Below are 24254 nucleotides of genomic sequence, written 5' to 3' on the forward strand. Positions count from 1 at the left end.
TTAATTGTTTTCCTCAAGCCACTCTTCCAGTGTCATGGAGTCCTCGAAACCGTATTCGTCAATCTGTACATAGCCGTCCTTTTCCGTGATAAACTCTTTCCTGGTCAGGATGGTTCCGCCATGATTTACCATCACCGTCGGTTCGATGGTCGCCAGACGGTCCCCGTCATCCGACTCCCGGATATCGTATGCGTACAGTCCCTCCGGAACGGCATTCCGGTCAATCCGCATATCCGTAAACAATGCAGGCGTGTCATTGATGGTCATAGACTCAAAGGTCTCGTTGCCAATGTTTTCTTTTGTAATCATATTTATTGATTCAAATAGTTTATTATTCCTGCTTGGGAAGTTCAATGGCTCTTACCCAATTGTTCCGGTCATCAAAACATTCATCATTGATGTTGGCCGTAAATTCCAGCGGTATCATCTTCTCAACCCGCGTTGCGGGGTTATTTTCGTAATCAACGATGATTTTCCCGGCCGGAACGTCACGTTCAAATTCGTCCAGCGGGAAAGAGAATATCCATATTTCCCGGTCTTTATCTTCCCCAAGAAACGCCTTGAGGTTGTCTGTATAAGCCTGGCATTTGTCCCACGAGGTTTCCACGAATGAAATGATTTCCTCTTCCGGTTTGCCGGTACGGTCTTTCAGGAATGCAACGGCATTCCCTTTCCAGATATCCTGCTCGACACAGAGTTCCAGATAACGTTCCCAGACTGTCACCAGCCAGTCCATGTTAATCTCATGCAGGTGGCGGCAGGTGAAACGCTCCCGGCTTTCCGCGTTGTAAAGCGTGCAGCTTCCGTCCGTGCGTATCTCCTCCAACCGGTACATGGTGTATACCGGTATCCCGTGCCCATACCCGTCTTCCCCTTCCTCCTCGACATATACCGTATGGGGCAACATATTTTCCGGCATTTTCGGTATCGCACACAGGTTGGCTATAACTTCCTGTTCCAACGCTTTTTGTTTCTCCTGTATTCTCATTGTCTATCCATCTTTTAGTATGATTTTACCTTCTTGAAATAATCTCTGTTTGTAACGACGGTGGTTGCGTATATTTTCGGTATGTTTCTTCCGGTCATATTTATACAAGCCTTTTGCCTTGTTCTCTCTCAGCAGTTCCTTGTTCCGCTCTTCGCTTTCTGGGTTCACAATGAAGGTTATCAGCCTGCGGCTGACACCGTATTCCCGGGCAAGCTGGCGCTGGCTGACAGCTTCTGTCATGTAACGGTGGAAAATTTCAGCCTTCTGAAAAGGAGTGAGCTTCTGCCTGCGGTCATATTGTGTCCCGCTGATGATTATTCCCGAGCTTTTGTATGGCATAGTGAAGTCTGTTTTTCGTTTGTGGTCCATGAATGGTAGATGCGTTGTTTGCCATCTAAGGAGAGTAGAAACCAGCGGCTATAAATCCGTTCCAGCGTTTCGGTGTCGTGCCCGTATATCGGTCCCAGTTCGTTTGCAAACATCGCCGCTACCTTCAGCCTCCTGGTATCGGACAGCTTCTCCCACCAGCGGCAAATGGTCTTGTACTGCTTCACGTCCGTTACAAGGTCCGGAACCGGAGCGGAGGAGATATATTCCGCCTCTTTGCCGCACGGTGCCTGCCAGAACCCCTGTTCGCAAAGAGCGCGTTGCTCGTCACAAACCCGTTCTGCAAAGGATTTGAGTGCCATTTGGAATATCTTTCTTTCCAGTTCCTTACGTTCCATGGACAGTTCATGCACACCCACGTTCAGCCCGTGCTTATTGCGTTCATCCGGGGAAAGCTTGTTGCTCAAGGCTTTCCTGACCAGTTCCAGCCGTTCTTTCAGAGGGCCGTATTCGTTGTTATCTAAATACCGGTTAAACAGTTCCTGTTCGTTTCCGGGCAGTATGAATATATTTTCCATCATGCATCATTTAAGTTATCGGATGTGAATAGGATATATCGCAGTGGATAGCGGGTGTCGGGGTGCGGAAATAGCCACGAGATCCCGTGCCGTCAAGGGGCGCAGAAAAACGGCATCGAACTCCTGAGTATCGTCTTCACGGATATCTCGGACTTCAATGATCCATGTGCCTTCATAGCGGCACCAGGCAATCACCTCCAAAATCATTTCCTTTCTGTAGTCAGCCGGTCCGTCCCCGAAACTTTCACGTATCCGCTTAATTGCATCGTCTGTCAGCCGGACAAATTCCCCTTTGCGGAACGGAGCTTCCGGCGTAACGGCAGGAGCCAGCATCTGCCAGTCTTCATGTCCGTCCAGGTCTTCCACAGCCATTGCGTAGGCTTTGTATTCAGCTTCGGTCTCGAAATGTCTGGTTATCACATATCCCCCGGATTCGGCCGTGCTCTCCACCGACGAGATATCCCCGGTTTTCCTGTATATGCTTACAGTATCCTTACCGAGTAGAACTTTTACTGTTATCATTATTGCAGATGGTGTGGTTTTATTATAAATGGAACTCCACGTCTTCCTCCTCGAACTCCGTGTCGTGGTCCTCGTTGTACCCCTCGACGGTCGAACCAGGGACATAGGTCTCTCCGCCAATCCCATAACGTCCGGCATCGAGCAGTTTCCGAAGGGTTTCGGTGTCCCCGTTTAGAATCCTTTCGATGTCCTCCCGGCTGCCCCGGACGCTAATTCCGAGACGTAGCCAGAGATTTTCCTCTCTCGAGGTGTCCGCCTCTTCCGACCGGTGGCGTATGATATGATAATCACTCCATCCGTCGGCATCGTTTACCCCGGCGATGTAGGCATTGTACTCCGCCTCAGTCTCGAACTCTTTCTCGTCCACGACGCCCCCGTTATCCGCCAGCCATTCTTCAGAAGGCAGTTCATTGTTCTCTTCATATTCCCGTACGGCGTCCTCGCCGAAAATCGTTGTTATCTTTATCATGTGTCTTTGGGTTTTGAATATTTGTTATTTAATGGTTATCAAACTCGTTTGCCCGAACCGGTTTGATTCGGTTCGCAGACAGCCACCCGGTTTCCGGCGCGTATCAGTTTGGGGAGATACACGTCCAGGTCACGAAAAGAAAACCGCAGTTCCTTGACGCCTTTCCCTTGCCCGTCGACGCGTTCGGCGGTGGCAATGCCCAAAATGCCGGAAGCGGCGATGGCATCATCCTCATACAATTCACAAGATTCCCCGTTTCGGAAAATGTACAGGGCATCCGGGTGCGCCGCTTTCATCTCGCGGTATTTTCCCATCATGTCGGAAACTCCCGGGACATTTCCGTTCCCCGTTACATTCCGGGTCTTCAGTAGGTTCCTCGTGGCGTCGATGTCGATGAAATTCGTCCAGCCGGCTTTATGAAGTTCGACAGCAGCTTCCCGCAGGGATACCTTCCCGTTCTCGACCTCCTCTTTCAGGGATTCGAGAATGTTCTTGATTTTATAATCATTCATCATATTTTTTATTCTTTGGTTACATTGTTACTTGTTCCGACGGTATTCCGGTCAAGGGGAAAGCACCCGTGGCCTCCGGTAACCCGTCGATACACTGCCCGTCGTCAGGATTTCCCCGACAGGTAATGCCCGATGGACTTGTAACGGTTAGGAATGTTCGCGTTCTCGTTGAAACCGTTCAGGCAGTGGAGCAAGGCATCTTCGAGCGTGACATAACGACGGTCGAAAGTTTGGATATTATCCAGACAATAAGCATTTACAGCGTATTTGAAAGGCGCGTACATCCTTTCGTTCTCCCGCTTTAAAATGACAAACCAGTCGAAATGGAGTTTCAAGCGGAAACCGTCGCTCTCGCCGACTTTCATCAGCCGCTCTTTGTCGAGAAGCCGCCGCACGAGTGTGGCGTCGAGCTGACGGGTATACTCCCTGTACGCCTTGATACGGGCCGTGTAAGCCGCGGCATATTGTTCGATGTCCGTTTCTTTCAGCCGATGTTCCGCCGGGTAAAAGTCCAGCACCTCTTTCGTCGTGACGGGAATTTTCAGGTCGTCCACCCCGATCTCGTAGGTCTTGTTTTCCAACACGTCGTGGAACTCGAACCCTTGAATTCCCATGAGGGTAAATTCTCGCGTCGGGTCAGGGAGCGCAAGTGATTTGAGCTCTTCGAGGTCGCGGCACACGGCCACGACCGGATACTTCTCGACCACGTCTGACGGGCCTCCGATGCGGATATACGCCTTTTCACACCCGTCGTAATCACCATGCCGGACAATGTCGCAGCAGGTGTAGTTGGGGGCGGCACGATGCCGCGCCGTATATTCCGTCCAAAGCTTGTCCAGCCCGGCTTTTACTTCGTCAGGGTCGGTCAGGGCAACGTTGCCGCACTGGCTGCACCGGCCGTCCGACAAGGCGTTGCGGGTAAATTCGAGGAACTGTCTGGTGTTCGGGTCGATGACGGCGGTACATTTCACTCCAGTGCCGCCGCAGATACTGCATACGATTGACATAAGTTTTTTGATTTGTGTATTTATTCGTACAATCTTTCTTTTTGACGCTTTTTCAAGGTCATCCGGAGATATTGCATCAGTTTCCCGCAGGGACACAGGGCATGTTCCCGTTGGCGGGCATAACTCAGGTCCCCGTTGGAGAGAACCATGCCTTCAGCATTGAGACAGAGGTCGCCGTAAACGTAGTTCTCCTCCGTAAGATAAATCCCATGAACAGGGTTCGGAAACCCCTCCGTGCTGCGGCCTTCCCGGAAAAGGAAGATACGCTCGGCCTGTCCCCGGACTCCGAAAAAGGGATACGGGGAAAGTGCCGCGAGCGTAGCGGCATGCTCTGCCGGATCATGGAAGCGGTCGTCGCTCATTTCGAGCATGTGGCCGGAGTCCTGTTCCTTTTCCTCCTGGTACTCGTACAGTGCGGCGCAGGCTTCTATGAATTCCTCCGAACGGGATGTGGAAGAGCCGTTGGTTACGATATAAAAGTCATTGACAGTAATACCGTAGGCGCGTACCCGTTCGAGGATATGGCGGATGGCCCGGACGTTAAGCGACGGCTCGCCGCCCGTGATGTTGAAATGGTGAATATGCCTGACATGCCGCAGCAGGTTGCTTATATGTTTCAAAGGGATATCCACGGATTCGGCATCTCCCCGCATGCAATGGGTACAGCGCATGTTGCAACGTCGGGTAATCTCGATGCAGAGATTCTTGATATATAGTTCTCTCATATTCGATGTAGTTCGGCTTAGGTTTCATCCGGGATTTCCTTTCCCGTGTAAGGATTATACAGCGGTGTGTTGCCAACTGCCTCGGCGTCAATAGCGAAACTGCCACGGCCTACGTCGTAGAAGAGTTCCAGCTTTAGTGGCGTTGAAGCGATGACTTTCTCAGCCTCGGCTTGTGACAGGCCTGAATACATCAGGCATTTGACACGACACCGGAACATTTCCGGATTGGTTTCCGGCGTGGTAACTACATCAACGACCTCGCACACTTCATCCGTGATGGCGAAGCGGTCGGGATTGGGTGTGCCGTTCCTTCTAGAGCCGTCCGATGCGGCATGTCCGGTGATTGAATGGTTCCGCACCTTTTCGGCGGGATAGGTCTTATCGCCTTTGGCGAAATACGACTTGCCGGAGGCGACACAGGCATGATAGATTACGTCGTGGACCTTTCGTCCGTTGTCAAGTATAATTGTATAGACCGTTCCCTCCTGCAAGACAGGAACGGCATTCGGTTTATGAGACATAAGATTTGTTTTTAGCTGTTTATGAATTTCGGTCTTGCACGCCGCATGATGTGTAGGTCATCGTAACCGATGGCTCTCAGTTCGGAAAGCGGGTTGCGGTACTCCTTTTCATGGGCTGGCCGTGTCATGGCGATCACGCCCGCATAGTCGGCTGCGCCATGCTGGCCGACATGCATGTAGGAGGTTATTTCACCCCGCCGTCCGCTCCACGGTATGTCCGGGAACAGGGCGATGACCTGTCCGTCGGGATAGCGTCTAAAGACCACCTTCGTCATTTTTCCCGCAGATTTCCGTGTCGATTTCATAGTCCCCGTAATTTTTGAATTCATAGTCCACTTCGCTGATAATTTCGTCAACCTCTTCGTCCGTTATTTCATCAGCCTTCGGGTTGTCGATATCGAGCCGTACGGTCAGGTAAATGGTTCTTGTTGCCATAATATCATACATTTTTTAGTGTAACAAAGCCGGCTTATGACGGACCGACGGTATATTTCTCTATCAGCCGCTTCCGGTACGCCTTGTCTTTTCCGGCGGCAAGGCTTGCCAGTTTGCGGATATTCCGGTTGGCTTTTTCCGCGACCTGCTCCACTGTCGGTCCGGGAGTCATGAAATCACGGCATCCGGCACCGCAATACCGCTGCTTCCCCTTGACCGTCCTGCCACAGGCCGGACACCGGCGCTTGCCGTCACGCTCCAGCACTTCCAGAATATTGGCATGAATGCCTTTCCACCATTCAATACGGTCTATGTCATAATCGTAGACGGTTATCGTGTTCCCGAAACTGCGGGCTTCGACCTCAACGGCAATGCCCTCATTTTCAAGGTAAACCTTCAATACCGGGTCTTCGTGAGGCTCACAGTGCCTGTCATACCAGATGATATAGGTGGGATCGTCCAGTTCGTCAGGCTCTCCCAGACAGAGTTCCGTAAGGCCGTTGTTCACGAGAATGTTGCGGATGGCGTCTTGTAAATCTTTGATACAGTCCATTGATATTTCGTTTTATGGTTGTTCCTCATTCGTCAGTTCATCTCCGAAGCGTGGCCGACGAACTGGAAGATATCGGCGTATTGTTCGCTGTAGATATAGAATCCGTCCCGTTTTTCCCCGGTCTCCGCATCTATTCCGTCAGCAAGGAGATATTCCCCGTCATCCGTCAGGTAGACATCGGTAAGCTTGATACGGGGCGTGTCGTGCTTCCCGTACAAGGTTGTCGTGACGGGGAAGTTGTTGTCATCGAGTTCCTCCTCTTCTGTAAGGCCGAGTGATACGCGGCCATATTGTGCCAGGAACTCCAGCATGAATTTCAGCATGGCTTGCTCGGCCTCGTGCAGCCGTCCGTCGATAAAGGCGTACTGGGTGGCGAACAGATGCAGCTTGTCGGCGCTCATTTTGTCCGGGGCTTTGCCCGGCTCCGCATTGTCTTTCTGTATTTTATCCATATCTGTCATATTGTTGGTTTCATGTTTCCAGCGGGGTGAAGGAGACGGTCAGTATCACTTTCTCGTCACCTAGGTTGAACACTTTCAGGCAGTCGTTACTGATAGTCCTTTTCAGGATGTCTCCCCGGTATCGGGAATTGCGTACCTTGAAGGTAAAATCATCAATGAACGAGCTGATGCAATGAAGCACGTGGTCGAATTCTTCCTTACCATACCGTTCCATTTCAGGGAAGATGCCTTTCAGATGCGCCCGCAGGCTCAATATGTAGTTCGGGGTCTTGCCCGTGATTTTTCCCGAGTATGTGATTTTGTATTTCCTGTCCATGATATGCCGTTCCATTTAATCGTTACTGTCATACCAGCCCTCGATCTCATCGAAATAGCCGTTCGAGTCCCATTCTTCCAGCAAGGTGGTCGGGTACGTCCATTCAAGGCTGTAAAACAGATCCTGGCACACCTCTTCATTACCCTTGCACAGGGCGAGCAGTGAGTTATGCGTGAAACAGCCGTCACTGCTCTCCGACACACGCCAGTCCTCACGGTCTTCTGCCGCGTATTCAGGTACATAGCACACTTCATCGGGGCGGTTGAGAAAGGCATCCTCGTTCTTGTAGATGTTTCCTTCCCCTCCGTATTCCAGTTCATAGAACACACCTTCCGGCGTTTCTATCCTGTTGCCAATCTCTATCATAGCGTTACCGTTTCGTGGGTATATATAATCACCATCCGGGAGGAGAGCACCTTGTCGCGTACCGTGGGGTTGGCGATTGCCCAATCGGAATGGAAATGCATGTCCGGAATGGATGCGGTGTCCACAATATCGCCCCCGTTTTCCAGATGGAGATAATCCGGCTGATACAGGTCGCAAAGGAATTTGCCGTCCGTATCGCTGATGGCGTATATCTTGCCGTCGAGTGCGGCCGTCATCTCCTCCTCGCTGCGGTAGACCAACAGGTATTTACAGCCGGTCTTCATCTCTTCCGCAATCCGCTTATGCAGTTCTTCAGGAGATAATTCACGCAGTCTTGACACGACCGCCCCGATACTTTCCACGGCATCGTAGCTGTCCAAGACATCATGGCAGGTCGTTTCAAACTCCTCTTTCGGACGACCCGCAAAATTGATGGTACGGACTTCCTGCCCGTGCCCGCCGAGCAGGTAAAAGGGCGTACCGTTCCATTGTTCCTTTCTGACAGAGAGCGGCCGGGAGCATTCCCGTGTCTGCCGGTTCACAACGGCATACAGTTCCAGACTTTCCCCGCATTCCATACGCAGGATATGCCGGGCGAACTCCGTAAATGTCATGATTTTGATTCCTTCCCCGTTCGCCGTGAAGAAATCCTGTCTTGTCTGTTTCATAAATCCGTTTTTTTAAGAGTAGGTAATCGTTTTGTATAAGGGGTGGAATACTCACCTCGTTTTGAAAAAAAAGACCGCCGCAGCCGTAGCCGCGACGGCCCGTCATCATTATGGCATGTGATGAACAGGTTCTATTTTCGTTATTCGGCCTCGTAGTACGGTACGCCGTGCCTTACCACTGCTTTTTCCATTTCTTCCCACCAGATTTCACTATGGCGGTCATTGTCAAAATCTATGGGCTTTCTTTTACCGAGCCGCAGCCGGTCCCGTGTCTCCATTTCCGTTTCGTACACAATCTGTTCCATTTCTTCGTCCGTAACATGGTAGGTATCGAACGGCTCCGGCAGAGATTCCAACTCCCTGCGTGACAGCTCGGATTGCCCGCAGGTGAAAACCTTGTCATAGAAAGCGTCATCTTTCGGCGGCAGTTCGGGTTCCTGTTCCGGCAGCACATCCAAATAATCCGACTCGTACAGGTAGTTTTCGTCGCGCCCCTTCGTCTGCCGGTTGTTCTTGAACTCTTCCAGATCACTTTCCGTCAGGCGGAATTCCTTCTTCTTACGCCGCAGGTACTCCATCATGTTTTCGAGGGAGGAGAACGGGGCTATGAGCTCCATGGAAGAACGGTTGTGCCAGGCATCGCTCCGGTACAGCAGGTAGACCTGCGGGCGGTTCCGGGCCGCCTCCTTACGGTATTCGCCGAACTCATACAGGGCGTTGTCGAAACTTCCGAATGCCAGCCGGACTTTGTCTTCGACGGATATGGACTCCCGGCATTCCTCGAAACGGCGTTGCACGTATCCGATGAAATCCACGTCTTCCAGAGTCTCCATGACCGTGCTGTCATCAGTCGAGAGCGCGATGTCAGCTCCTGCGAAATTGTCGGCTGACAGCACGTGTTTCTCTTCATTGTATTCGTCTTCCGCCCTGCAGACGGCCAGACCGGGCGTTTCTGCCTCGATCTCCACGACCTTACGGAGCGTCTCTTCGATAGCTATCCGGTATTTTTTCATTGTATGATGTTTATTTGTTTCAGTTCACGTTTGTAGTTTCTCAATGACGGCTTGTGCCCTTTCTCCCTTACGATCTGGCGCATCTGTGCAAAGGTGTATGCCTTCTCCATGTCCAGGCCGTAGTCCGTGGCGAATGCCGTCATTCCGATATAGCAGAAGCCGAACTTCCGGTGCAGCATGTCGGCCGTATAAGGAGTCATGTCTTCCGCCAAGGTTACGGGGACAGCCATTCCCCGGATCTTGAACTTCAAGCCCTCGATAAGGGTCCCGCAGTTGTCGCTGTGGTAGGTCAGGTCCCTGCGGCGGGCGCAGTAACCGATGGTCTCACCCATGAAGGTGTTGCGGAAGATTTCCGTACGGTTCAGGTCCTTCAACTTCTCGACACCGTAATAGCAGACCGCCTGTACGGCTTTCAACGCTTTGTCCACACGGGGTTTGACAAAGCGGGGGTCGTTTTCCGCCACGATCTTTTCCAGCCACGTGCGGTGGAAGGTTCCGACAGGCACGTCGAACACCTTCTCCGGCGTGCAGTATTTTGAATCCGACCGCGTCATCATCAGATGTGCCGAGGACGGCTCGTATTGTTCTTTCAGGTAAAAGGCCAGACAGGTATTGCCGACTTTGCAGTAAGTATAGTCGTCACGGCTGTTTTTCAGCGACAGCATCGTGGTTTCCCCGCCGTAGAACTTCTCGGGCAGTCCGGTCTGTCGGCAGAACTCCGTGAGGAAATGTCCGGGGATGGCATGTGCATAACTGCGCTCCTGGTAGCACTCCTTCGCCATTTGCGGAGTGATGAACCGTTTGGCAAAGTCACAGATATGGTAATGACCGTAATCATACGCCGCCTGCGTGTTCGCGGAGCTCTGGAACTTTTTGGGCATCTGGCGGAACCAGCGGAAACTCGTCCCGTGCTCCATGCAGTAGTCGACAAATTCCCGCGTCCATACATTTTCAGGAAATTCGGGACAGTTGCCGTTTCTTCGGATGAATGCCTTGCACACTTCCACCGAGAGCAGGGATTGTTCAGTTTCCTCGTCGATATAGCAGTTCGTCTCCCGTTTGCTGTTATCGATGGCAATGACCAGTCTTTCCGGTGTCTTGAACCGCTTCGGCAACTCCCCGAACATGTAAGGGTGTTTCTCCATCAGCCGGTCCGCCAGCATGTCGTCCAGATATACCGACAACGGCTTGAAAAACTGGGGGTCTGTGATGAAGTTTTTTCCTTCGGTCGAACAGACAGCCGCATGGAGAATCTCATAGGAATAGAACCGGGCGGGAACAAGCGAGAGGTCATGTTCCGCCATCTTGCGGTAGTATGCCGCAGTCTTGAAACGGGACGGCACGACGGCATCGGTAACCGTGCTCAATATTTTCATCCCGTCGAGCATCCCGTAATAGAACTCTTGAGTCTTTACCTCAACGGGGACATATCCGAGGATAAGCCCCGTTTTCATGACGGCGTCTGTCCTGCTGTCCGTGTAATACGGGTCGTAAATATAGCTGCGCAAGGCCAGGTATGCCAGTTGCGCATCCCAAAGGCGTTCAGGTATGAAGGCGAGAATGTCGAAATCCCCGCGTCCGTTTCGGATGACCGCTTCTGCCATTTCTCGGGTAACCATTGCTTCGGGAACGGCCGTGATATTCTTCGGTTTTTTGCGCATGGCGTAGTCACAGACTGCTCCCGAACGGTACGCCTCCGGAATATTGCGCAGCTCGAAGCTGTGCCAGCTCTCCGTGCTGCCCGCGATGATTCGTTCTATACGTCCGGGTGTGAGGAAACGTCCCGGAATATGGCTCAGCACCTCTATTTCCTTGCTTTCGACGGCTGCTTCCACGATCTCTTCCGTGAACAGGTGTTCCGGCAGCCATTCTATGGCCGATACGATGTTATTGTGCCGCATACAGTTTCTTTTTAAGGTTGGACGAACGGACGATTCTCACAAGGCGGCACCCCCGGTAGACATAGAGTATCCTGGATTCCCGTTCGGCGAGTTCCTCAAGTCCCTGCCAGTGCTGCGGTGTATTTATCTTTTCGAGTCGGACATGGTTGTTCACATATACCGTGATCGGTTTCATGCTGTCATGGGAGGGCGTATCTTCGACGAAGAGCGGCTGTTCACAGTATTCTCCCTTGTCCATGACATGCCATCTGCCGTTATCGAACAGGAGGCACGTGTCCTCCATGCGGCCGAAAATGTCTGCGTTGTCCGCGATGCGTGATGCGGATTGCCGCGGTGTTTCCCGTCCGTCACGGATCTTTGAAAAACAGTGGACGGTATCGCCGGTTCCTGTCCATTTTCCATAGGGTGACGGTCCCAGTTTTTGTATGTCGCCCAGCGACAGCAGGGCATCTACCCGTCTGTCATTGGGATAGAACACCCGGAGTTTCCTCACAAGGTCTTTTGAAAGCGTCTCATGGAGCGCCTTGATGTGCCGGACACTGCCGTCCGGCAACAGTTTTCCGATTTGTATGCTCATAATAGTGCTATCTCTTGTTGTTGAAGTATAGCCGGGTCGTCCTTCTTTCGATTGACAGTCCGGCTTGAAAATTATGATTTACAGAAGTCTTCGGACTGGTATCCGGCCATGTCCGGTACGGAACCGCGTGTCATTCCGTCCTGTCGTCTTCCCGTCTTTTCATTTTCAGTTCCCTGCCGGTTGCCGTGCGGCAGAGCGGCAGTTTCCCGGAAGCGGTTTGCTTGCATCCCTCGACGAGCCGTCCTTCAGACACCATTTTCCCGTACATTTCCCTGATATAACGGTATGCCGGGGAGGTGTTCGAATAAACGGACTTCCCACGGAGTGTCTTGACACGCAGCTTTTCGACGAGTATTTCCAGCACCTGCTCCCGGCTCTTGTACAGGTTCCGGCGCTTGGTGCGGAAGGCGTCGAGAAAGACACCCCCGATAGTCATGTCATGAGTCTTGTGGTAATACGCGAGTTCTTCCTCCTCCGTCAGGTCGAGAATCTCGCCGTAAGTGTCAGTACGTAGGTACCGGAAGGTCGTTCCTTGTGCCAGAATCTTCTCGATAAGCTCCATGTGCTCTTTAAGAACAGGGCCCGATAACGATTGGGGATGACAGTACAGGCATGTCTTTCCGAGATACACCTCGGGACAACCGTCTTTGTATTTGTTTTCCTTGATGCTGAACCCTGTTTCCGTGAAAAGGCGCTTTACCTCGTCGAAGAAGCGTCCGGCTTTCTCTTCCGGCATGCGACCGCCGTCATAGCCGGACTCGACGCGGAAGTATGTGTCGATATATATCGGTGTGTCCATTTACAGTTCTGATTTTGATATGTTATATAAAGCATAGCCCGGAACCTCCCGCTCGGGTTCCGGGCATCGTTGAAAATATTCTCATAGACGTATGGAATCGAACACTTTGTCGATGTCCTCCTGCGCCAGCCCGATGTAGCGCCGGGTGGTTTCCAGGTTGGAATGGCGGAATATCTGGTTGAGCAGGATCAGGCCCTCGGCCGAGCGTCCCATCAGCTCGTAGACATAGCGCCCGAAAGTCTTGCGGAAGGTATGTGTGGAGAATGCCCTGATCGGCAGCCTGTACCTTACCTTGAATACCTTGAGCAGCCTGTTGATGTATTCCAGCGAGTAAGGTTTCCCGGTACGCGGGCTGAGAAAGATGTACTGTTCGGGGGCGGGTTGTCCGAGCATCTCGTACAGGAAACGGTTCTTCTCCTGCACGTCCCTGTTGAACTTGATCAGGCGGTTTTTCTTTGTTTTCTGCTCGATGCGGGTCATGGTGCTTTTTCCTAAGATGTCTTTCCAGCGCAGGGTCCTCACGTCGGAGGCCCTGCATGCCGTGCAGAACGACAGCCAGCAGTAGGTCTCCCACAGGTACTCGCCGTCCTTCTCAAGCCCGCGGACCAGCCTGTTATATTCCGCTATGGGCAGGTAGTCGGCTGTCGTCAGTTGTCCCTTGATTCTTGTCACGTGGCAGCCTTTTAAGATTCCGGCAACCCTTCCGAGAGCATCAGCTCGGCCAGCGCCCCGTTCTGGGGAATCATGGCCGGAATGTCCGTACGTCCGGGCTTGTAGATTTCGGTTGCCACGTTATAGATATCCCACGCCGTGAGCGTCTTCTTCTCTTCGGTGAGTTTGAGCAGGTCCTCGGTGAAGATGGAAATCTGGGACTGGTTCAGGGGATAGGTCTCCACCTTGGACGAAAGACGCTTGTCGGAACTGTCATGCGATACGCGCAATGCTGTCAGCAATCCGATGTAGGCGTACATCTCCACCGGGGTAATTACTTTCGCTTTCAGGCGGCGGATGCGTTCCCTGTCCTCGTTCATCTGTACCTCGAAGTTCGAGAGCCACTCGTCTACACGACCGAAAAGCTCTTCGGTGGTGACTTTGTCTTTCCCGTAGTTCGACACACTGCGTTCGGGGGAGAGGATGCACTGGTTGTGGCACACCCTGACGCACGGGCCGATGGCCGCCTGGATGCCGTCCTGATGGAAGGCGATGACAAGCGTCGTGGTCAGCTCGTCCGTTTCCCATTCCTTAATGCGGATGGTCGTATAAACGCGGCGCAGGATATGCGCCTCGACGGCCATCGCCCCGTACTTTTGTTCCACCTGGGGCAGGACGACCACGCCGGGCTGTGCCTTGTTCTTGTTCTGGGCGGCGAAGATTTCCTCCACCTCGTAATTCAGGTTGTGTTTCTGGCAGATGTCCGCCATGCGCTCTATCACCTCGTAATGGTAGATTCCCTTGAGCGGGTTGCCATAGATGTCATTTTCCTTGTGTGTGCGCCGGAGCGTGTCGAGCGTCATCACCTCGACGTTGTTGTTCTGGAAATCGAACTGCACGGGGGCGGCCGTTGTTGCTAATGCTGTTGCCATAATGATTGATATTAAAAAAGTTATACAATAAGAAAGGCGGTGAACCGTTGTCCATCGCCTTTCCGGAATTCATTTTGCGGTTTCAGGCAGGTAACGCCTGCATATCAGGTCCGTGATACTCGGGTAATACACGTTGCCATAAGTTCCGTATGGTCCGAAACGGGCAAGGAAGCGGAAGTAAAAATCTACCGGACGCCGGTAGCTCGTCTGTATTTTGGTTTTCAGCAGGCGGTAGGCGTACTCGTCAGAATTTTCCACCTTGACCTTGCGTCCGTTGAAATAATAGTTTCCCTCCTTATCTGAAGAAAACGATACCTCTTCCTTTGCCGGACGCTCGCCGGCAACGACCCTGAAGAAGTCCTCCAGGGAGCGGCAATCCTGGTATTCTACCGGAATCGTGTCGCCCTCTCGCAGTTTCACGTCCAGTTTGTCAAGCAGTGTCTTGATGGCGGGCGTGTAGATATTTTCGGATTGGAAGCATCTTGTATCCCGCCAGTATTTCTCGAAAAGAGAGCCGGTTTCAAGGAGTAGGAACAGGGGTTCACGCGCTGTCTGCGGTTTATCGGCCAGATATGGAATATACTCGGTCACCAGTATGGAAAGTGAAAGATACTCCTCCGGTTGCAGTTCGCTCTTCTGGTGCAGGTTACAGTGCCTCTCGAGCAGGGAGTCGATATCGGCTTCCCGCAAGCTTTCGTCCGTCCATACCAGGCAACCTTCTTTCTTGCAGGCGGGACATTTATCCGCTCCATACGGCAGGAGCATCACCTTGCCGCAATCGGAACAGGTGACCAGGTCGCCTCGTTCCGTATAAACATCTACCGTTTCCATTCTCAATCCTCCGCGTAAGGCCATTCAAGGCAGCAGTCATTGCATACGGCCACGCCCTCGTCACTCAGAATGTCAATATCTGTGCCCCCACATTCGGGGCATACCGGTACCTTTTTCTTGTCCATTCGTCGCTCTGCCGCTTCTTCCGTCAGAAGCAGCGGCACCCAGTATGCCGATGTGCCGAAATCCCGTATCCCGTTTTCATCCTGTATGGGTTCACAACCTTTCGTTCCCATGTATTTCTGGGAGTCCGGCCAACACACGGCACGGTAACACTTGTCCCGTTCGGGAGATTTGCCGGTATGGCGTATATAGTCTTCCTCGGGCACGTAAAGCGCCCCGTTCTCCCCGCTTCCCCATGCCGGATAACCGGTTCCTTCTTCCTCGAAAGGAGCACTTTCCTCGGGAAATTCCACGAGTGCATATAACTTGTCATCCCATGCCAGGGAACACTCGCCGCAGTGGAACCGACTTTCGTGAATATCATAACGGATATTTTCCGAATTGCATTTCGGACAGATAATGTCTTTTGTTTTTACTTTCGGGAAACTCAGGATTTCTCCGGCAATGATTTCCATGCTGGGCCAGAACAACTGTTCGCAGTAATCGTCGGCCATCTTTTCCGCCAGATTCTGCATGTCGTCATCGCTGATCTTTTCCACATCGAAACCTTGTCCTTCCAGGTCATCGCGGTGGACGGACGTGATAGGGAAATACCCGGCGTTCAGCTCCCGGATAAATTGTCTTTCCTCTTCTGTCGGTTCGGGTAAGTTGTTGAAATATTCCCTGAGCCGTTGATAAAGTTCTCTTACCATAATTATATTCCTGTTTTTAATCTAATATCCACCAGTCGAGGACCAGTAGTTCCGGTCCATGATTTTTTCAAGTTCGAGGTCGGAACGTTCTTTCCAGAGGTCGAAGTCATCAAGCAGCTCCGTTCCGTCCTCCAGAGAAAGCACAGTATCCTCATTGTCAAACAGATAGTCTTGTATGTCATATCCGGACGGATAACGGTTTTCCCGGATGATTTCTTCTGCAATTTCCTTGTCCATTCGGTTGCCATTTTTTCAGTTCGCCGGTATTGTAACCGGATTCATTTGTTTTGTCTTTTCCTTGTAAAACCTGTCGATGGCAAGGAAGTAGTCCTCCGCATCCCAATCAGTGCCCGCATGCTCAGTCTCGAATTCTTCCGCCCACTGGACGATCTCGGCATTGACGGCACGGGAGTCCCTGTCCTCCCACAGGTTGTCCGCCCCGGCATTGTAGGCAAGGTCCACGACAGCCTCCTGCAACTTGTTGTAGCCGTTACACTCTCTACCGTTGGAACGCAGCCATAAGTCCACGTCGACGGCATCCTCTTCCGTCGTCCCATTGTGCAGGCACAGGCACTGCCCGTTGCCGTTATGGCATACGAGGACCGGCCGTTTGGTGTCGGGGCATATCCGTACCAGCAGCTCATTGGCGGCAAGTGTTTCCGTATCATGCCCATTGAGCATTGCAGGAAGCGCCTGGCTGACCAGACTCAGGATTTCCTGTTCCTCCTTTGTCCCGGACGGCTTGGAAGCCAACAGGTTCTGTATGCGTTTAAGAAGATTGTAAATCATAATCAGCAGTCATTATGTTCTTTCCAGATTTTACGTTTCTCGTCATAGCCCTTGTTTTCCCACCATTCATTGCAGGTTTCGGCAAACCCCTGATGGTTGTCTCCGGCCGGACACTTGTCCTGACGGCAACCCGTGATCTGTTCCATTTGATTTGCGTCCAACGAGTTCCACCATTCCTCCATGCGTTCTTTGAACTCTTTTAAAGTACAGAATGGCTGATGGTCCTCGCATTCGTCGCACCAGTTATCATAGCGGTCTATACCCGTGGTACCGATGAATGTACGGGCATTCGGATCCACCCATGCCTGGGTCTGTATATTGTCTGAACCGCACCCCTCGCATACGACAATCTCGTCGTCATTGACATCAGCGGAGATGAACCCGTGTTCTTCCAGCCAGTGGGCAATCTCAAGCAATCCCTCGGTCTGTACCTGTCCGATGGGCTCATCGAAATCCTCGCCGGCTTCGCCGTTGAGCGTGCAGAGCAGTTTGCCGTTCCCGTCGATGAAAAGTTCATAAACGGTCGCACTTTCATAACCGCCGTATCCGTAAAAAGCGGAATTGTGGACCACCACTATCGGGGAGGTTTCATACTCCGCTGATTCCGCCTCCCGGTAATGTACGCCGCAGTTGCGGTAGAACGTGCCGATGATGTTGTTCTCCTTCTTCACGGCGTCGCGGATTTTCTCCATAAGTGATCTTCTGATGGAGATGATACTGAGGTGCGCATAATCCTTACGGAGACGTCTGTACACTTCCTGCTCGAAGTTGCCTCGAACAGAGTCGAAAGGGGATACGCCGGCGTTCTCCCGGATATATTTGTCCTCGTTAAAGTTGTAGCGCCGGCAGACAATATTCTTGACGCGGCGGAATTCCTCTCCGGCAAATTTGAGGATACTGTTCTCGCCTAGCGAAGTCGGAAAATAGCAGCGGGGCATGTGCACTGTCATTTCACGGTAAAGTGTGTCATCGTCTTCCGGAAAGGTTCTGTCTGTTTCCGGCTTTGTAGGTTTTTCCTGTTCCATGTTGCTTGTTTTTTATCTGTAGTTGAACAATTTCCGGTTTGCCGCCCGTTGCATGGCGGTCACCATATTCTTATGTCATAATCTTTAAAATAGTATTCCAACTCTTTTAATCCTTCCAAAGAGTGCAGCTCGTTCTTTCCGGTCACTTCGATGTCGACGGATACTGCATTTTCATCTTTGATGTTTACTTTGGCATTGTCAAATACGCATCTTACATATTCTGCAATGCATGAGGCAGGCAGGTCGTTTTTTACAATATTAAGTACCATATTATTTATTGTTCATTAAATGTTTGCTACGTCCATAAACCGGGCACCGCTTGCGGTATCTGCATTCGCCCCGGGCCGCGTCGGTATGCGCCCGGTGCCATTCATCCCAGCTCTTCACTCCATTGTCTGTAAGGAATATGATCAGTTGCATGCAGCAGAAACCGCGTTCCTCACGTTTCCGGTCATGAAGGTTGGCCAGCCCGTTATCTTTAGGTTTCATACAGGTTTGATGTTACGGCAGGTTTGCTCGAAACGCCTTCATGGCATATCATTAAAACCATGAGACATGCACATAGGCATCGCTTTGGTCACTGCCGTTGATTAGACAATCGAGTACTTCGATAAACTTTTCCCGGTCCATCCCGACCTTTGCCAGGCAGGAATAAAATTCTTCGGCATTCTGCCGGAAGGTTTCATCCTGTTCTGAGATATGTTTTCTTAGCTGCTGCAGACCCGAACGGGCTATTTCGAAGTCATCGGTATAGGCGTCTTCTGCGGAGTTATCAACTTCGAACATTGTCAGGATATCATAAAAGATATCCTGACCGTCCCCGCCATACATACCCGGATATTTGTATTCGATTTGCCAAACTCTGGCTACATGTAGTTTTCTGGCCATTATCTTTTCATTTTTCGGATTTGTTGTCTTATGCAGTGCAGCATCAATTCGATACCACGGATGCTTTCCTCATTCTCTTTCAGTTTGTAATAGTAGGCGTTCGCTTCGTCGTAGTCTTCCCGTGCCTTGCGCAATCTGCATTCCTTGGCGTCACGGACCTGTTCATGGGACAGGTCGTAACCGATGAACTCGTCCATGAAACAGGAAACCGTACGCCCGTAATAGTGGTCCGTGCGGGTTTCCACCGCAGTACGGATGATGTCGTCGCACCGCCTTCCGAGTGTCCGGAGTACGTCGCTGATATGCCGGTCATGGTACTCGTAACCGAAGAAACGGGTATACCACTCGTGTTCCTGCCGGTTTGTCTTCCCCGCGTAATACTCGTACCATTGGGCGTCGCACTTGGTGTGCCTCTGGGTAACCTTGAATATGGCATACTCTTCACCGATCCATGTAAAACGTGAGAGTATCTCACTCGCTTCTTCCTCATAGTAGCTATCCCGCCAATTCAATTCTTCGGTCTGGCTGAGCGGGAGGAATGACTGTTTGGTGATCCACTGCCCGAAACCTTTGTGCGTGACATGCGGAAGCACTTTCACGACCTTGCTCCATGCCTCGTTGCAGGCTTCATCCAGTGAAGGGAAACTTTCAGGAAAGCGTTCCCTGTCCGTTCCGTCTCGCAACACCTCGTTCCAATCTTTGTCGCAGACAATGAGGGTGAGGTCCTCCCTCACATGGCAGTCGCGTTCGCAATAGCCGTAGGGAGCATCGCAGAGCGTGTACCACTCCTTCGGTCCATAACCGTCGTCACGTCCCAGATAGCGTCTGGGCTTCCCCTTCTCTGTCTGCACCTCCCATACTTCCGTGCAGTTTCCACGGTCGATATGGTGCAGGCGTACCCTGATTTCCTTGTTATCTCGTTTTTCTTCCATGTCGTTCATTTTTAGTATGGCCTGTCTTTTTCTTTTCGAGAATCCGGTAGATTTCTTCAAGGTCATGCTCATTGTCTATCGGTTGCCCGTATTCCGTATCCACGATGACCACCCTGGCATTGGCCAGGTGACATCCTGCTATCGTCTTGTCATAGTCGCTCCATTCAGGATTGATTTCTGTTACCGTGTCAAATTCAAGTCCGTATGATGTCTTCATTGTATTTCCAGTTATTATGCGTATTTTTCTATTTTATGCTGCCGCTTTGTTCTGCCCGTCGATAATATGCCTGCATTCGGCTTCCAGTTCTTTCATACATTCCGTACCATAGAATCCCCAACAACTGTCCAGTTCATTGTCATCGTCACTTTCCGGCATGATGCGATACCCGAAAACTTCCCCGGTATAGTAGTTGTCAAGGGTACTGATTTCGTCTTGCAGGTATCCCTCGATCCGCTTCCTGCGTTTCGCGGTGATGTTCTTCCACCCGTATTCCCGGCGCACCTTGTCCAACGGTACCGCGATGATTCCGAAAAATCCGGAATCCCACGGGCAGCTGAACGGCGAGGTGGATATTGTAATGCCGCCATGGTCGTAGAGGTAGACCGGCAGGGCGATATATTCCTTCAGGAACGATTCCCGGAAATTTCCGATATGCCCTTCAAAAACCTTGTCGATATCGAAGTGGTCATCAAACTCCTTCTCCGGGCGGTAGCGACGATGTGCCGTATAAAGCGTACCGAGATTGTCATACGCTTCACGCGGGCTTCGGGCGTCATCATCATAATAGATGTTGATGCGATACCCGTTATATTTGATTTGATTATATAGATTCATTTGCCTGGGTATTATGTTTTGTTACAAAGTCTTACAAATTGTTCCGTAATCTCGTCCCGCTCGAACTCGTCGCAGTTCAGGTCGAAGAATATACCCGAAGCCGCGAGCATGTCACGGGCTTCTCCGTAGGTAAGGTCGTTCCTGTGCCTGTATCTGTCCACCATATCCCGATGTTCGGCTTCCGCCCGGTCGTGCAGCCTCATTTTATACTGCCTGTACCATGCGGGGAACTGTTCCTTGGAAACCATATGTTCCAGCTGCAAGTCCCGGTATCTTCCCGGTGCCAGCAGGATGTGGCTGTCAATGTAGGACTTCGCCTCGGCTATGATTCCCTCCCTGGTGAAGGGACGGTGGGAGCGTGCCGTGAAATGCACCCATCCACCATGCAACGGGTGTTCGATTTCAATCTGCACACCCTGCCTCCTGACATGTACCACGATATAGGCGGTCTGGCCGGGGAACATATCGTCCTTGAGGCTCACTTCCCGGCAGGCCGGCGGGTCAACATGGATGTAGTGGTCCTGCCTTGCGCCCTCGAGGAACCTTTCAAGCTGCCGCATCGACTGGCAGTAGATGAATGTCCCCACGCGGCACTGGCCTCGGCGGATGTCGCCGTAATAGTACTTTCTTGCCCTTGCTCCGGTAATGCGGGACTCGTCCGATGCCTCGAAATAGCTCCGGTAGGTATCGTCCGTACGGCAGAAATCATATATTTCCTGAAAAGTCCTTGTTTTCATTTGTTACTCCTTTTTATGTATTGTCTTCTTCCGGCGGGGGAAATTCCCCCGTCCTGTAAAATATCTCTCCGAGACGGTCAGCCTGTTCCGCCAGACCTCTCTTCCGGACAGCCGACACGGCATCGCATGCGGCCTTTTCGTACATGCCCAGCAGTACCGCCTCGGGCAGGCGTTTCGTCCGCCACACCTCCTGTGCGGTGGCGAGCATCTCCACCTCGCAGCCCAGATGGGCGGCTGTGAGGATAATGACGGCATTGCCGATAAAGTTCGGTATGCGTTCTTCCTGTTGTTCTCCTTTCATTGTTCCGTGCCTTTAATCCGTTTCGAACTCGTCTTCATAGACCTCGATCTCCTTCCCGCTCTCGCAGATGCGTACCAGCCAGGTGTATTGGAGCCGTTCCAACAGCTCTATACGGCGATAGCCCTTGTAGGGCACTTTCAGCGTTGCAATGTCTCCCGGTTTCATGTCAGGCGGGTATTTCAAACTGGACATGGAAATGGAATTCGCTTATCAGGCTGCAGATCTGCGGTACTGATTTAGGATCCTCCCCGTAAGGGTAGAAGATGGTCCGGCAACGTGTCAGGCATCGGATACCCTGTTTTCGTAACCGGTACAGCAGGTAGGCCCTGCGTCGTAGTTGTTTCTTGCTCATCGTATAAAGGATTATGTCGTTTTGATTAGAATAGCGGTGTGGTCGTCAAACAGGGGCATCTCTTTACGTTTTCGATGTAATGCCTCCATTGAAAGATGCTCATCTTGTGTTAACAGGGATGAGCATCATTTCAATGGAGGGAGTACTAATTTATTCTGACCCGCCACACCGTGCCGCCTACCGGGCGGATGGAGATGACGGCCTATTTCTTACGCCATGCCGCCATCTTCTTTTTGATGTTGATATTGTTGTCCGCCAGCATTTTTTTCAGGACTGCCAGCAACCGCCAGCCTTCTCCGTTTTTATACTCTTCCGCCTTGGCTGACAGGAACGCCAGTGACTGGTACTTGTCCAGACGCCGACCCCGGTCATTGACAGCCGTGCAACCGTGGAAACGAATCAGGTTCTGCATGGTAAAGAACGCCCCGGCTCCCTTATAGGCATCCATCCATGCCTTGCTTTGAGGAGTGCCCCATGGCAGCCGGATACGACGGTCATTGAACTGTCTGACCGCGTTGTAAAGCTGTGTGGCGTCCAACGCGTGCCTGATGTGGGTTATCGCGATGGAAAGCGGGTAGTACAGTTTGGATTGCAGGTCCTCCACGAAAATATTACGGCCGTGTATACGCTTGTAGGGAACTCCCTTGCATTTTCTTGTTTCCAGGTTGCCCACGTGTTTTTTCAGCGCGTTGACATAGTCGCTCGCGATGGCCAAAACCACATCACGGTTGAACCAGCGGTTTCTCTCGGCAAAACCCGTGATGTCCTTGTGTTCCATCTTCATCTGGGCGTGCAGCTCGTTCAAGAGCATTTTCCACTGGTAATCATAGCCTTTCCGGTGAATCATCTCGGTCACCCCTGCCGGCTCTTTTTCACGGTAATGCGTGTATGACATCATATGGAACATTTGTGCCATGACCCACCGGCGGAAGAGTCGGTTGTTGGGAACGGTACCCTGTGCCATGATGCTGCCGAATATCGGGTCGTTGTCATCCAGGATGGTAAGTTTCCCGTCTTTGTTGGAGGCGATATACTCGCCGCCCTCGGCTCCCTGCATGGCGAACAGGCAGCTCACGTCCACACCGGCACCGCGGAGTGCCTCGATACGCTCCCGCGCCCCTTTGGGAAGTCCGGCGGGAGAATTATGGCCGGCCACCACCAGATAGACGGTGCCCAAATCCGAATTCTTGCCGATAACGGTGCCCGTGGCGGCAAATTCCTTGTCCGCGATGGCGAATTCCGTGCCGCATCCGGGGCACAGGACTTTTGTTTCTTGTTTCTTTCTGCTCATTGTGAATTTGTTAATAGTTGATTACTTCCGGGTTCCACCCATTTTCTGAGTATCACCAGGTCCTTGTCTTTTTCGCTTTGCCAGAACCATTTGCCCATCGTTTCGGGATTCCATGTGAACCCGCCTATAATCCGGCAGAGGATATAGAATTCCAGCTCGAATTGCGCGGTATCCCGGTGTTGCCCGTACAGCATGTCCCCGTCCTCGAGGTCACTTTCGGGCAATGCCATGAAATACCGGCGGGACTTGCTCTGGCTGCGCTCCGATGGTATCGAATGTTTATAGCGGCGGTACAGCTCCTCCACATCCGTGAAAAAATCCCCGCAGCCGTACTCCGGCAACCACGGAGCGCCATCATACCTGCCGTTCCGTATCATGTGTCTCCCGTTTACTTTTAAACTTCTGGACTGGAAATCAATCCGGAAATTTGCGCCGTTCTCTATGGCGGTGACGGTTTCTCGGTAAATATCTTCCATTTTCTCACCTGTTTACAATTAATGGCACTCAAACCCCTAGCGCGTATCTTTATAGTCCTGATAAATACAGTAGGACTTCGGTCCTGAACCAGGTAGTTGCCTGGCTCAGGACCAAGCTTGAATACTGTATCTTGAATTTGGGTCCCTCGTGCATATGCGGTCGCGCTACCTTCTGTTCAGGGGACTCATCCGGACGGCACATCCCTTTAAAAACCTGATACGGGCCGCGAGTACAGCTGGAACCTGTGTCATCTGTCGTGTTAGCAGGAGATGACACAGGCTCCAGCCGTGTGAATTGCGGCTCTGTTGAAATCCCGGCCTTGCCCCCTTTGCCCTGTGCTGTTCTTTTTGCGGTTCCCGGAATGCCGGCACGTTCCTTTACAGGTCCGATGTCTGCTGTGGCGGAAGCCGGAATGGCGCCGTCGTATAACGTTAGGGATACGACGGCGCGAGACGGGCTTATCGGGGACAGCAGGCTGAATCCATTCCCCCGAACCGCACGTTCCCGTGCTGGAAAAGACTGAAAGTTCTCATAATACCGGCACATGGCTTTATGCTTCCGATGTATCCCGCGTATGGGTCTTCTGCGGAGTCCGAAGGCGACGGTCAGCCGCCTTCAGACTCGGAAAGAAGACGTTGGTACGCGGGATGCCCAAACCTA

At 51.9% G+C, this 24254-nt stretch carries 40 protein-coding genes; 1 reads left to right on the top strand and 39 read right to left on the bottom strand.

Annotated features, from left to right (window positions below; genetic code table 11):
* From DW947_RS11210 to DW947_RS11405, 39 genes are all read right to left on the bottom strand, one after another.
* The gene (locus DW947_RS11210) at positions 1-309 is read right to left on the bottom strand and encodes an LPD28 domain-containing protein (RefSeq protein WP_008143065.1); all 309 of its coding nucleotides are present in this window, start codon (positions 307-309) and stop codon (positions 1-3) included.
* Between the two features lie 22 nt (positions 310-331).
* The gene (locus tag DW947_RS11215) at positions 332-988 is read right to left on the bottom strand and encodes a hypothetical protein (protein WP_008143063.1); all 657 of its coding nucleotides are present in this window, start codon (positions 986-988) and stop codon (positions 332-334) included.
* 3 nt (positions 989-991) lie between these two features.
* A complete protein-coding gene (locus tag DW947_RS11220) occupies positions 992-1327 on the bottom strand; it encodes a hypothetical protein (protein ID WP_004293678.1) in 336 nt (111 codons plus the stop codon).
* Entirely contained in the window at positions 1303-1896 is a 594-nt protein-coding gene (locus tag DW947_RS11225) for a hypothetical protein (protein ID WP_008143060.1), read from the bottom strand. Before DW947_RS11225 ends, DW947_RS11220 begins: the two co-directional genes overlap by 25 nt.
* A gap of 12 nt (positions 1897-1908) precedes the next feature.
* Complete coding sequence (locus tag DW947_RS11230; protein WP_008143058.1) at positions 1909-2415, bottom strand: hypothetical protein; 507 nt, start codon at positions 2413-2415, stop codon at positions 1909-1911.
* Positions 2416-2437: 22 nt separating this feature from the next.
* Complete coding sequence (locus DW947_RS11235) at positions 2438-2884, bottom strand: hypothetical protein (RefSeq protein WP_004293675.1); 447 nt, start codon at positions 2882-2884, stop codon at positions 2438-2440.
* 38 nt (positions 2885-2922) lie between these two features.
* Positions 2923-3399 carry a hypothetical protein gene (locus DW947_RS11240; protein WP_008143055.1) on the bottom strand — a complete coding sequence of 159 codons (477 nt, stop codon included), beginning with the start codon at positions 3397-3399 and terminating at the stop codon, positions 2923-2925.
* Positions 3400-3500: 101 nt separating this feature from the next.
* On the bottom strand, positions 3501-4403 hold the full coding sequence (locus tag DW947_RS11245) for a hypothetical protein (RefSeq protein ID WP_004293673.1): 903 nt from the start codon (positions 4401-4403) through the stop codon (positions 3501-3503).
* Between the two features lie 20 nt (positions 4404-4423).
* Positions 4424-5128, bottom strand: a complete 705-nt coding sequence (locus DW947_RS11250; protein WP_119958517.1) for a radical SAM protein — start codon at positions 5126-5128, stop codon at positions 4424-4426.
* Positions 5129-5145: 17 nt separating this feature from the next.
* Complete coding sequence (locus tag DW947_RS11255; RefSeq protein ID WP_004293671.1) at positions 5146-5649, bottom strand: hypothetical protein; 504 nt, start codon at positions 5647-5649, stop codon at positions 5146-5148.
* An 11-nt stretch (positions 5650-5660) separates the two neighbouring features.
* Complete coding sequence (locus DW947_RS11260; RefSeq protein WP_004303931.1) at positions 5661-5954, bottom strand: hypothetical protein; 294 nt, start codon at positions 5952-5954, stop codon at positions 5661-5663.
* Positions 5905-6084: a hypothetical protein gene (locus DW947_RS11265; RefSeq protein ID WP_004293669.1), complete on the bottom strand. Its 180-nt coding sequence runs from the start codon at positions 6082-6084 to the stop codon at positions 5905-5907. Before DW947_RS11265 ends, DW947_RS11260 begins: the two co-directional genes overlap by 50 nt.
* A 34-nt stretch (positions 6085-6118) precedes the next feature.
* Positions 6119-6637: a hypothetical protein gene (locus DW947_RS11270; RefSeq protein WP_004293668.1), complete on the bottom strand. Its 519-nt coding sequence runs from the start codon at positions 6635-6637 to the stop codon at positions 6119-6121.
* 32 nt (positions 6638-6669) lie between these two features.
* Positions 6670-7089: a hypothetical protein gene (locus DW947_RS11275; RefSeq protein WP_004303935.1), complete on the bottom strand. Its 420-nt coding sequence runs from the start codon at positions 7087-7089 to the stop codon at positions 6670-6672.
* A gap of 19 nt (positions 7090-7108) precedes the next feature.
* Positions 7109-7429, bottom strand: coding sequence for a hypothetical protein (locus tag DW947_RS11280; RefSeq protein ID WP_004293666.1), 321 nt, complete (start codon positions 7427-7429; stop codon positions 7109-7111).
* Positions 7430-7780 (bottom strand): hypothetical protein, encoded by a 351-nt coding sequence (locus DW947_RS11285; protein WP_004293665.1) that lies wholly within the window; start codon positions 7778-7780, stop codon positions 7430-7432.
* Positions 7777-8448: a hypothetical protein gene (locus DW947_RS11290; protein ID WP_004293664.1), complete on the bottom strand. Its 672-nt coding sequence runs from the start codon at positions 8446-8448 to the stop codon at positions 7777-7779. Before DW947_RS11290 ends, DW947_RS11285 begins: the two co-directional genes overlap by 4 nt.
* A 140-nt stretch (positions 8449-8588) precedes the next feature.
* Positions 8589-9461 carry a DpnD/PcfM family protein gene (locus tag DW947_RS11295; protein ID WP_004293663.1) on the bottom strand — a complete coding sequence of 291 codons (873 nt, stop codon included), beginning with the start codon at positions 9459-9461 and terminating at the stop codon, positions 8589-8591.
* On the bottom strand, positions 9458-11362 hold the full coding sequence (locus DW947_RS11300; protein WP_008143046.1) for a hypothetical protein: 1905 nt from the start codon (positions 11360-11362) through the stop codon (positions 9458-9460). Before DW947_RS11300 ends, DW947_RS11295 begins: the two co-directional genes overlap by 4 nt.
* The gene (locus DW947_RS11305; RefSeq protein ID WP_004293661.1) at positions 11349-11939 is read right to left on the bottom strand and encodes a hypothetical protein; all 591 of its coding nucleotides are present in this window, start codon (positions 11937-11939) and stop codon (positions 11349-11351) included. The genes DW947_RS11300 and DW947_RS11305 overlap by 14 nt, the downstream gene beginning before the upstream one ends.
* A 130-nt stretch (positions 11940-12069) precedes the next feature.
* Positions 12070-12738 (bottom strand): hypothetical protein, encoded by a 669-nt coding sequence (locus DW947_RS11310; RefSeq protein WP_004293660.1) that lies wholly within the window; start codon positions 12736-12738, stop codon positions 12070-12072.
* A gap of 81 nt (positions 12739-12819) precedes the next feature.
* Positions 12820-13410 carry a tyrosine-type recombinase/integrase gene (locus DW947_RS11315; RefSeq protein WP_004293659.1) on the bottom strand — a complete coding sequence of 197 codons (591 nt, stop codon included), beginning with the start codon at positions 13408-13410 and terminating at the stop codon, positions 12820-12822.
* 11 nt (positions 13411-13421) lie between these two features.
* Positions 13422-14321, bottom strand: a complete 900-nt coding sequence (locus DW947_RS11320; protein ID WP_004293658.1) for a DUF932 domain-containing protein — start codon at positions 14319-14321, stop codon at positions 13422-13424.
* Between the two features lie 69 nt (positions 14322-14390).
* Complete coding sequence (locus tag DW947_RS11325; protein WP_119958518.1) at positions 14391-15176, bottom strand: hypothetical protein; 786 nt, start codon at positions 15174-15176, stop codon at positions 14391-14393.
* A complete protein-coding gene (locus DW947_RS11330) occupies positions 15155-15967 on the bottom strand; it encodes a hypothetical protein (RefSeq protein WP_004293656.1) in 813 nt (270 codons plus the stop codon). Before DW947_RS11330 ends, DW947_RS11325 begins: the two co-directional genes overlap by 22 nt.
* 21 nt (positions 15968-15988) lie before the next feature.
* Positions 15989-16204 (bottom strand): hypothetical protein, encoded by a 216-nt coding sequence (locus DW947_RS11335; protein WP_004303944.1) that lies wholly within the window; start codon positions 16202-16204, stop codon positions 15989-15991.
* Positions 16205-16219: 15 nt separating this feature from the next.
* The gene (locus DW947_RS11340; RefSeq protein ID WP_004293654.1) at positions 16220-16756 is read right to left on the bottom strand and encodes a hypothetical protein; all 537 of its coding nucleotides are present in this window, start codon (positions 16754-16756) and stop codon (positions 16220-16222) included.
* Positions 16757-16758: 2 nt separating this feature from the next.
* A complete protein-coding gene (locus DW947_RS11345) occupies positions 16759-17781 on the bottom strand; it encodes a hypothetical protein (protein WP_004293653.1) in 1023 nt (340 codons plus the stop codon).
* A gap of 59 nt (positions 17782-17840) precedes the next feature.
* Complete coding sequence (locus DW947_RS11350; RefSeq protein ID WP_004293652.1) at positions 17841-18050, bottom strand: hypothetical protein; 210 nt, start codon at positions 18048-18050, stop codon at positions 17841-17843.
* A 1-nt stretch (position 18051) separates the two neighbouring features.
* Positions 18052-18270, bottom strand: a complete 219-nt coding sequence (locus tag DW947_RS11355) for a hypothetical protein (protein WP_004293651.1) — start codon at positions 18268-18270, stop codon at positions 18052-18054.
* Positions 18271-18321: 51 nt separating this feature from the next.
* The gene (locus DW947_RS11360) at positions 18322-18669 is read right to left on the bottom strand and encodes a hypothetical protein (protein ID WP_008143041.1); all 348 of its coding nucleotides are present in this window, start codon (positions 18667-18669) and stop codon (positions 18322-18324) included.
* The gene (locus DW947_RS11365; RefSeq protein ID WP_008143040.1) at positions 18669-19601 is read right to left on the bottom strand and encodes a hypothetical protein; all 933 of its coding nucleotides are present in this window, start codon (positions 19599-19601) and stop codon (positions 18669-18671) included. Before DW947_RS11365 ends, DW947_RS11360 begins: the two co-directional genes overlap by 1 nt.
* A complete protein-coding gene (locus DW947_RS11370; protein ID WP_004322721.1) occupies positions 19582-19818 on the bottom strand; it encodes a hypothetical protein in 237 nt (78 codons plus the stop codon). The genes DW947_RS11365 and DW947_RS11370 overlap by 20 nt, the downstream gene beginning before the upstream one ends.
* Before the next feature lie 33 nt (positions 19819-19851).
* Positions 19852-20436, bottom strand: coding sequence for a hypothetical protein (locus DW947_RS11375; protein ID WP_008143037.1), 585 nt, complete (start codon positions 20434-20436; stop codon positions 19852-19854).
* 11 nt (positions 20437-20447) lie between these two features.
* Entirely contained in the window at positions 20448-21173 is a 726-nt protein-coding gene (locus tag DW947_RS11380) for a hypothetical protein (RefSeq protein WP_008860791.1), read from the bottom strand.
* 13 nt (positions 21174-21186) lie between these two features.
* Positions 21187-21474: a hypothetical protein gene (locus tag DW947_RS11385; RefSeq protein WP_004322729.1), complete on the bottom strand. Its 288-nt coding sequence runs from the start codon at positions 21472-21474 to the stop codon at positions 21187-21189.
* 12 nt (positions 21475-21486) lie between these two features.
* Positions 21487-21666: a hypothetical protein gene (locus DW947_RS11390; protein WP_004322731.1), complete on the bottom strand. Its 180-nt coding sequence runs from the start codon at positions 21664-21666 to the stop codon at positions 21487-21489.
* A gap of 362 nt (positions 21667-22028) precedes the next feature.
* Positions 22029-23117, bottom strand: coding sequence for a hypothetical protein (locus DW947_RS11400; protein WP_009316557.1), 1089 nt, complete (start codon positions 23115-23117; stop codon positions 22029-22031).
* Positions 23114-23593, bottom strand: a complete 480-nt coding sequence (locus tag DW947_RS11405; protein ID WP_004293642.1) for a hypothetical protein — start codon at positions 23591-23593, stop codon at positions 23114-23116. The genes DW947_RS11400 and DW947_RS11405 overlap by 4 nt, the downstream gene beginning before the upstream one ends.
* Before the next feature lie 257 nt (positions 23594-23850).
* On the opposite strand from DW947_RS11405, the gene DW947_RS21725 reads away from it, so the two are divergent.
* Positions 23851-24117, top strand: a complete 267-nt coding sequence (locus DW947_RS21725) for a hypothetical protein (RefSeq protein WP_181980648.1) — start codon at positions 23851-23853, stop codon at positions 24115-24117.
* The last annotated feature ends 137 nt before the right edge of the window (positions 24118-24254 follow it).

This window comes from Bacteroides sp. AM44-19 (assembly GCF_003603395.1).
Lineage (GTDB): Bacteria > Bacteroidota > Bacteroidia > Bacteroidales > Bacteroidaceae > Bacteroides > Bacteroides uniformis.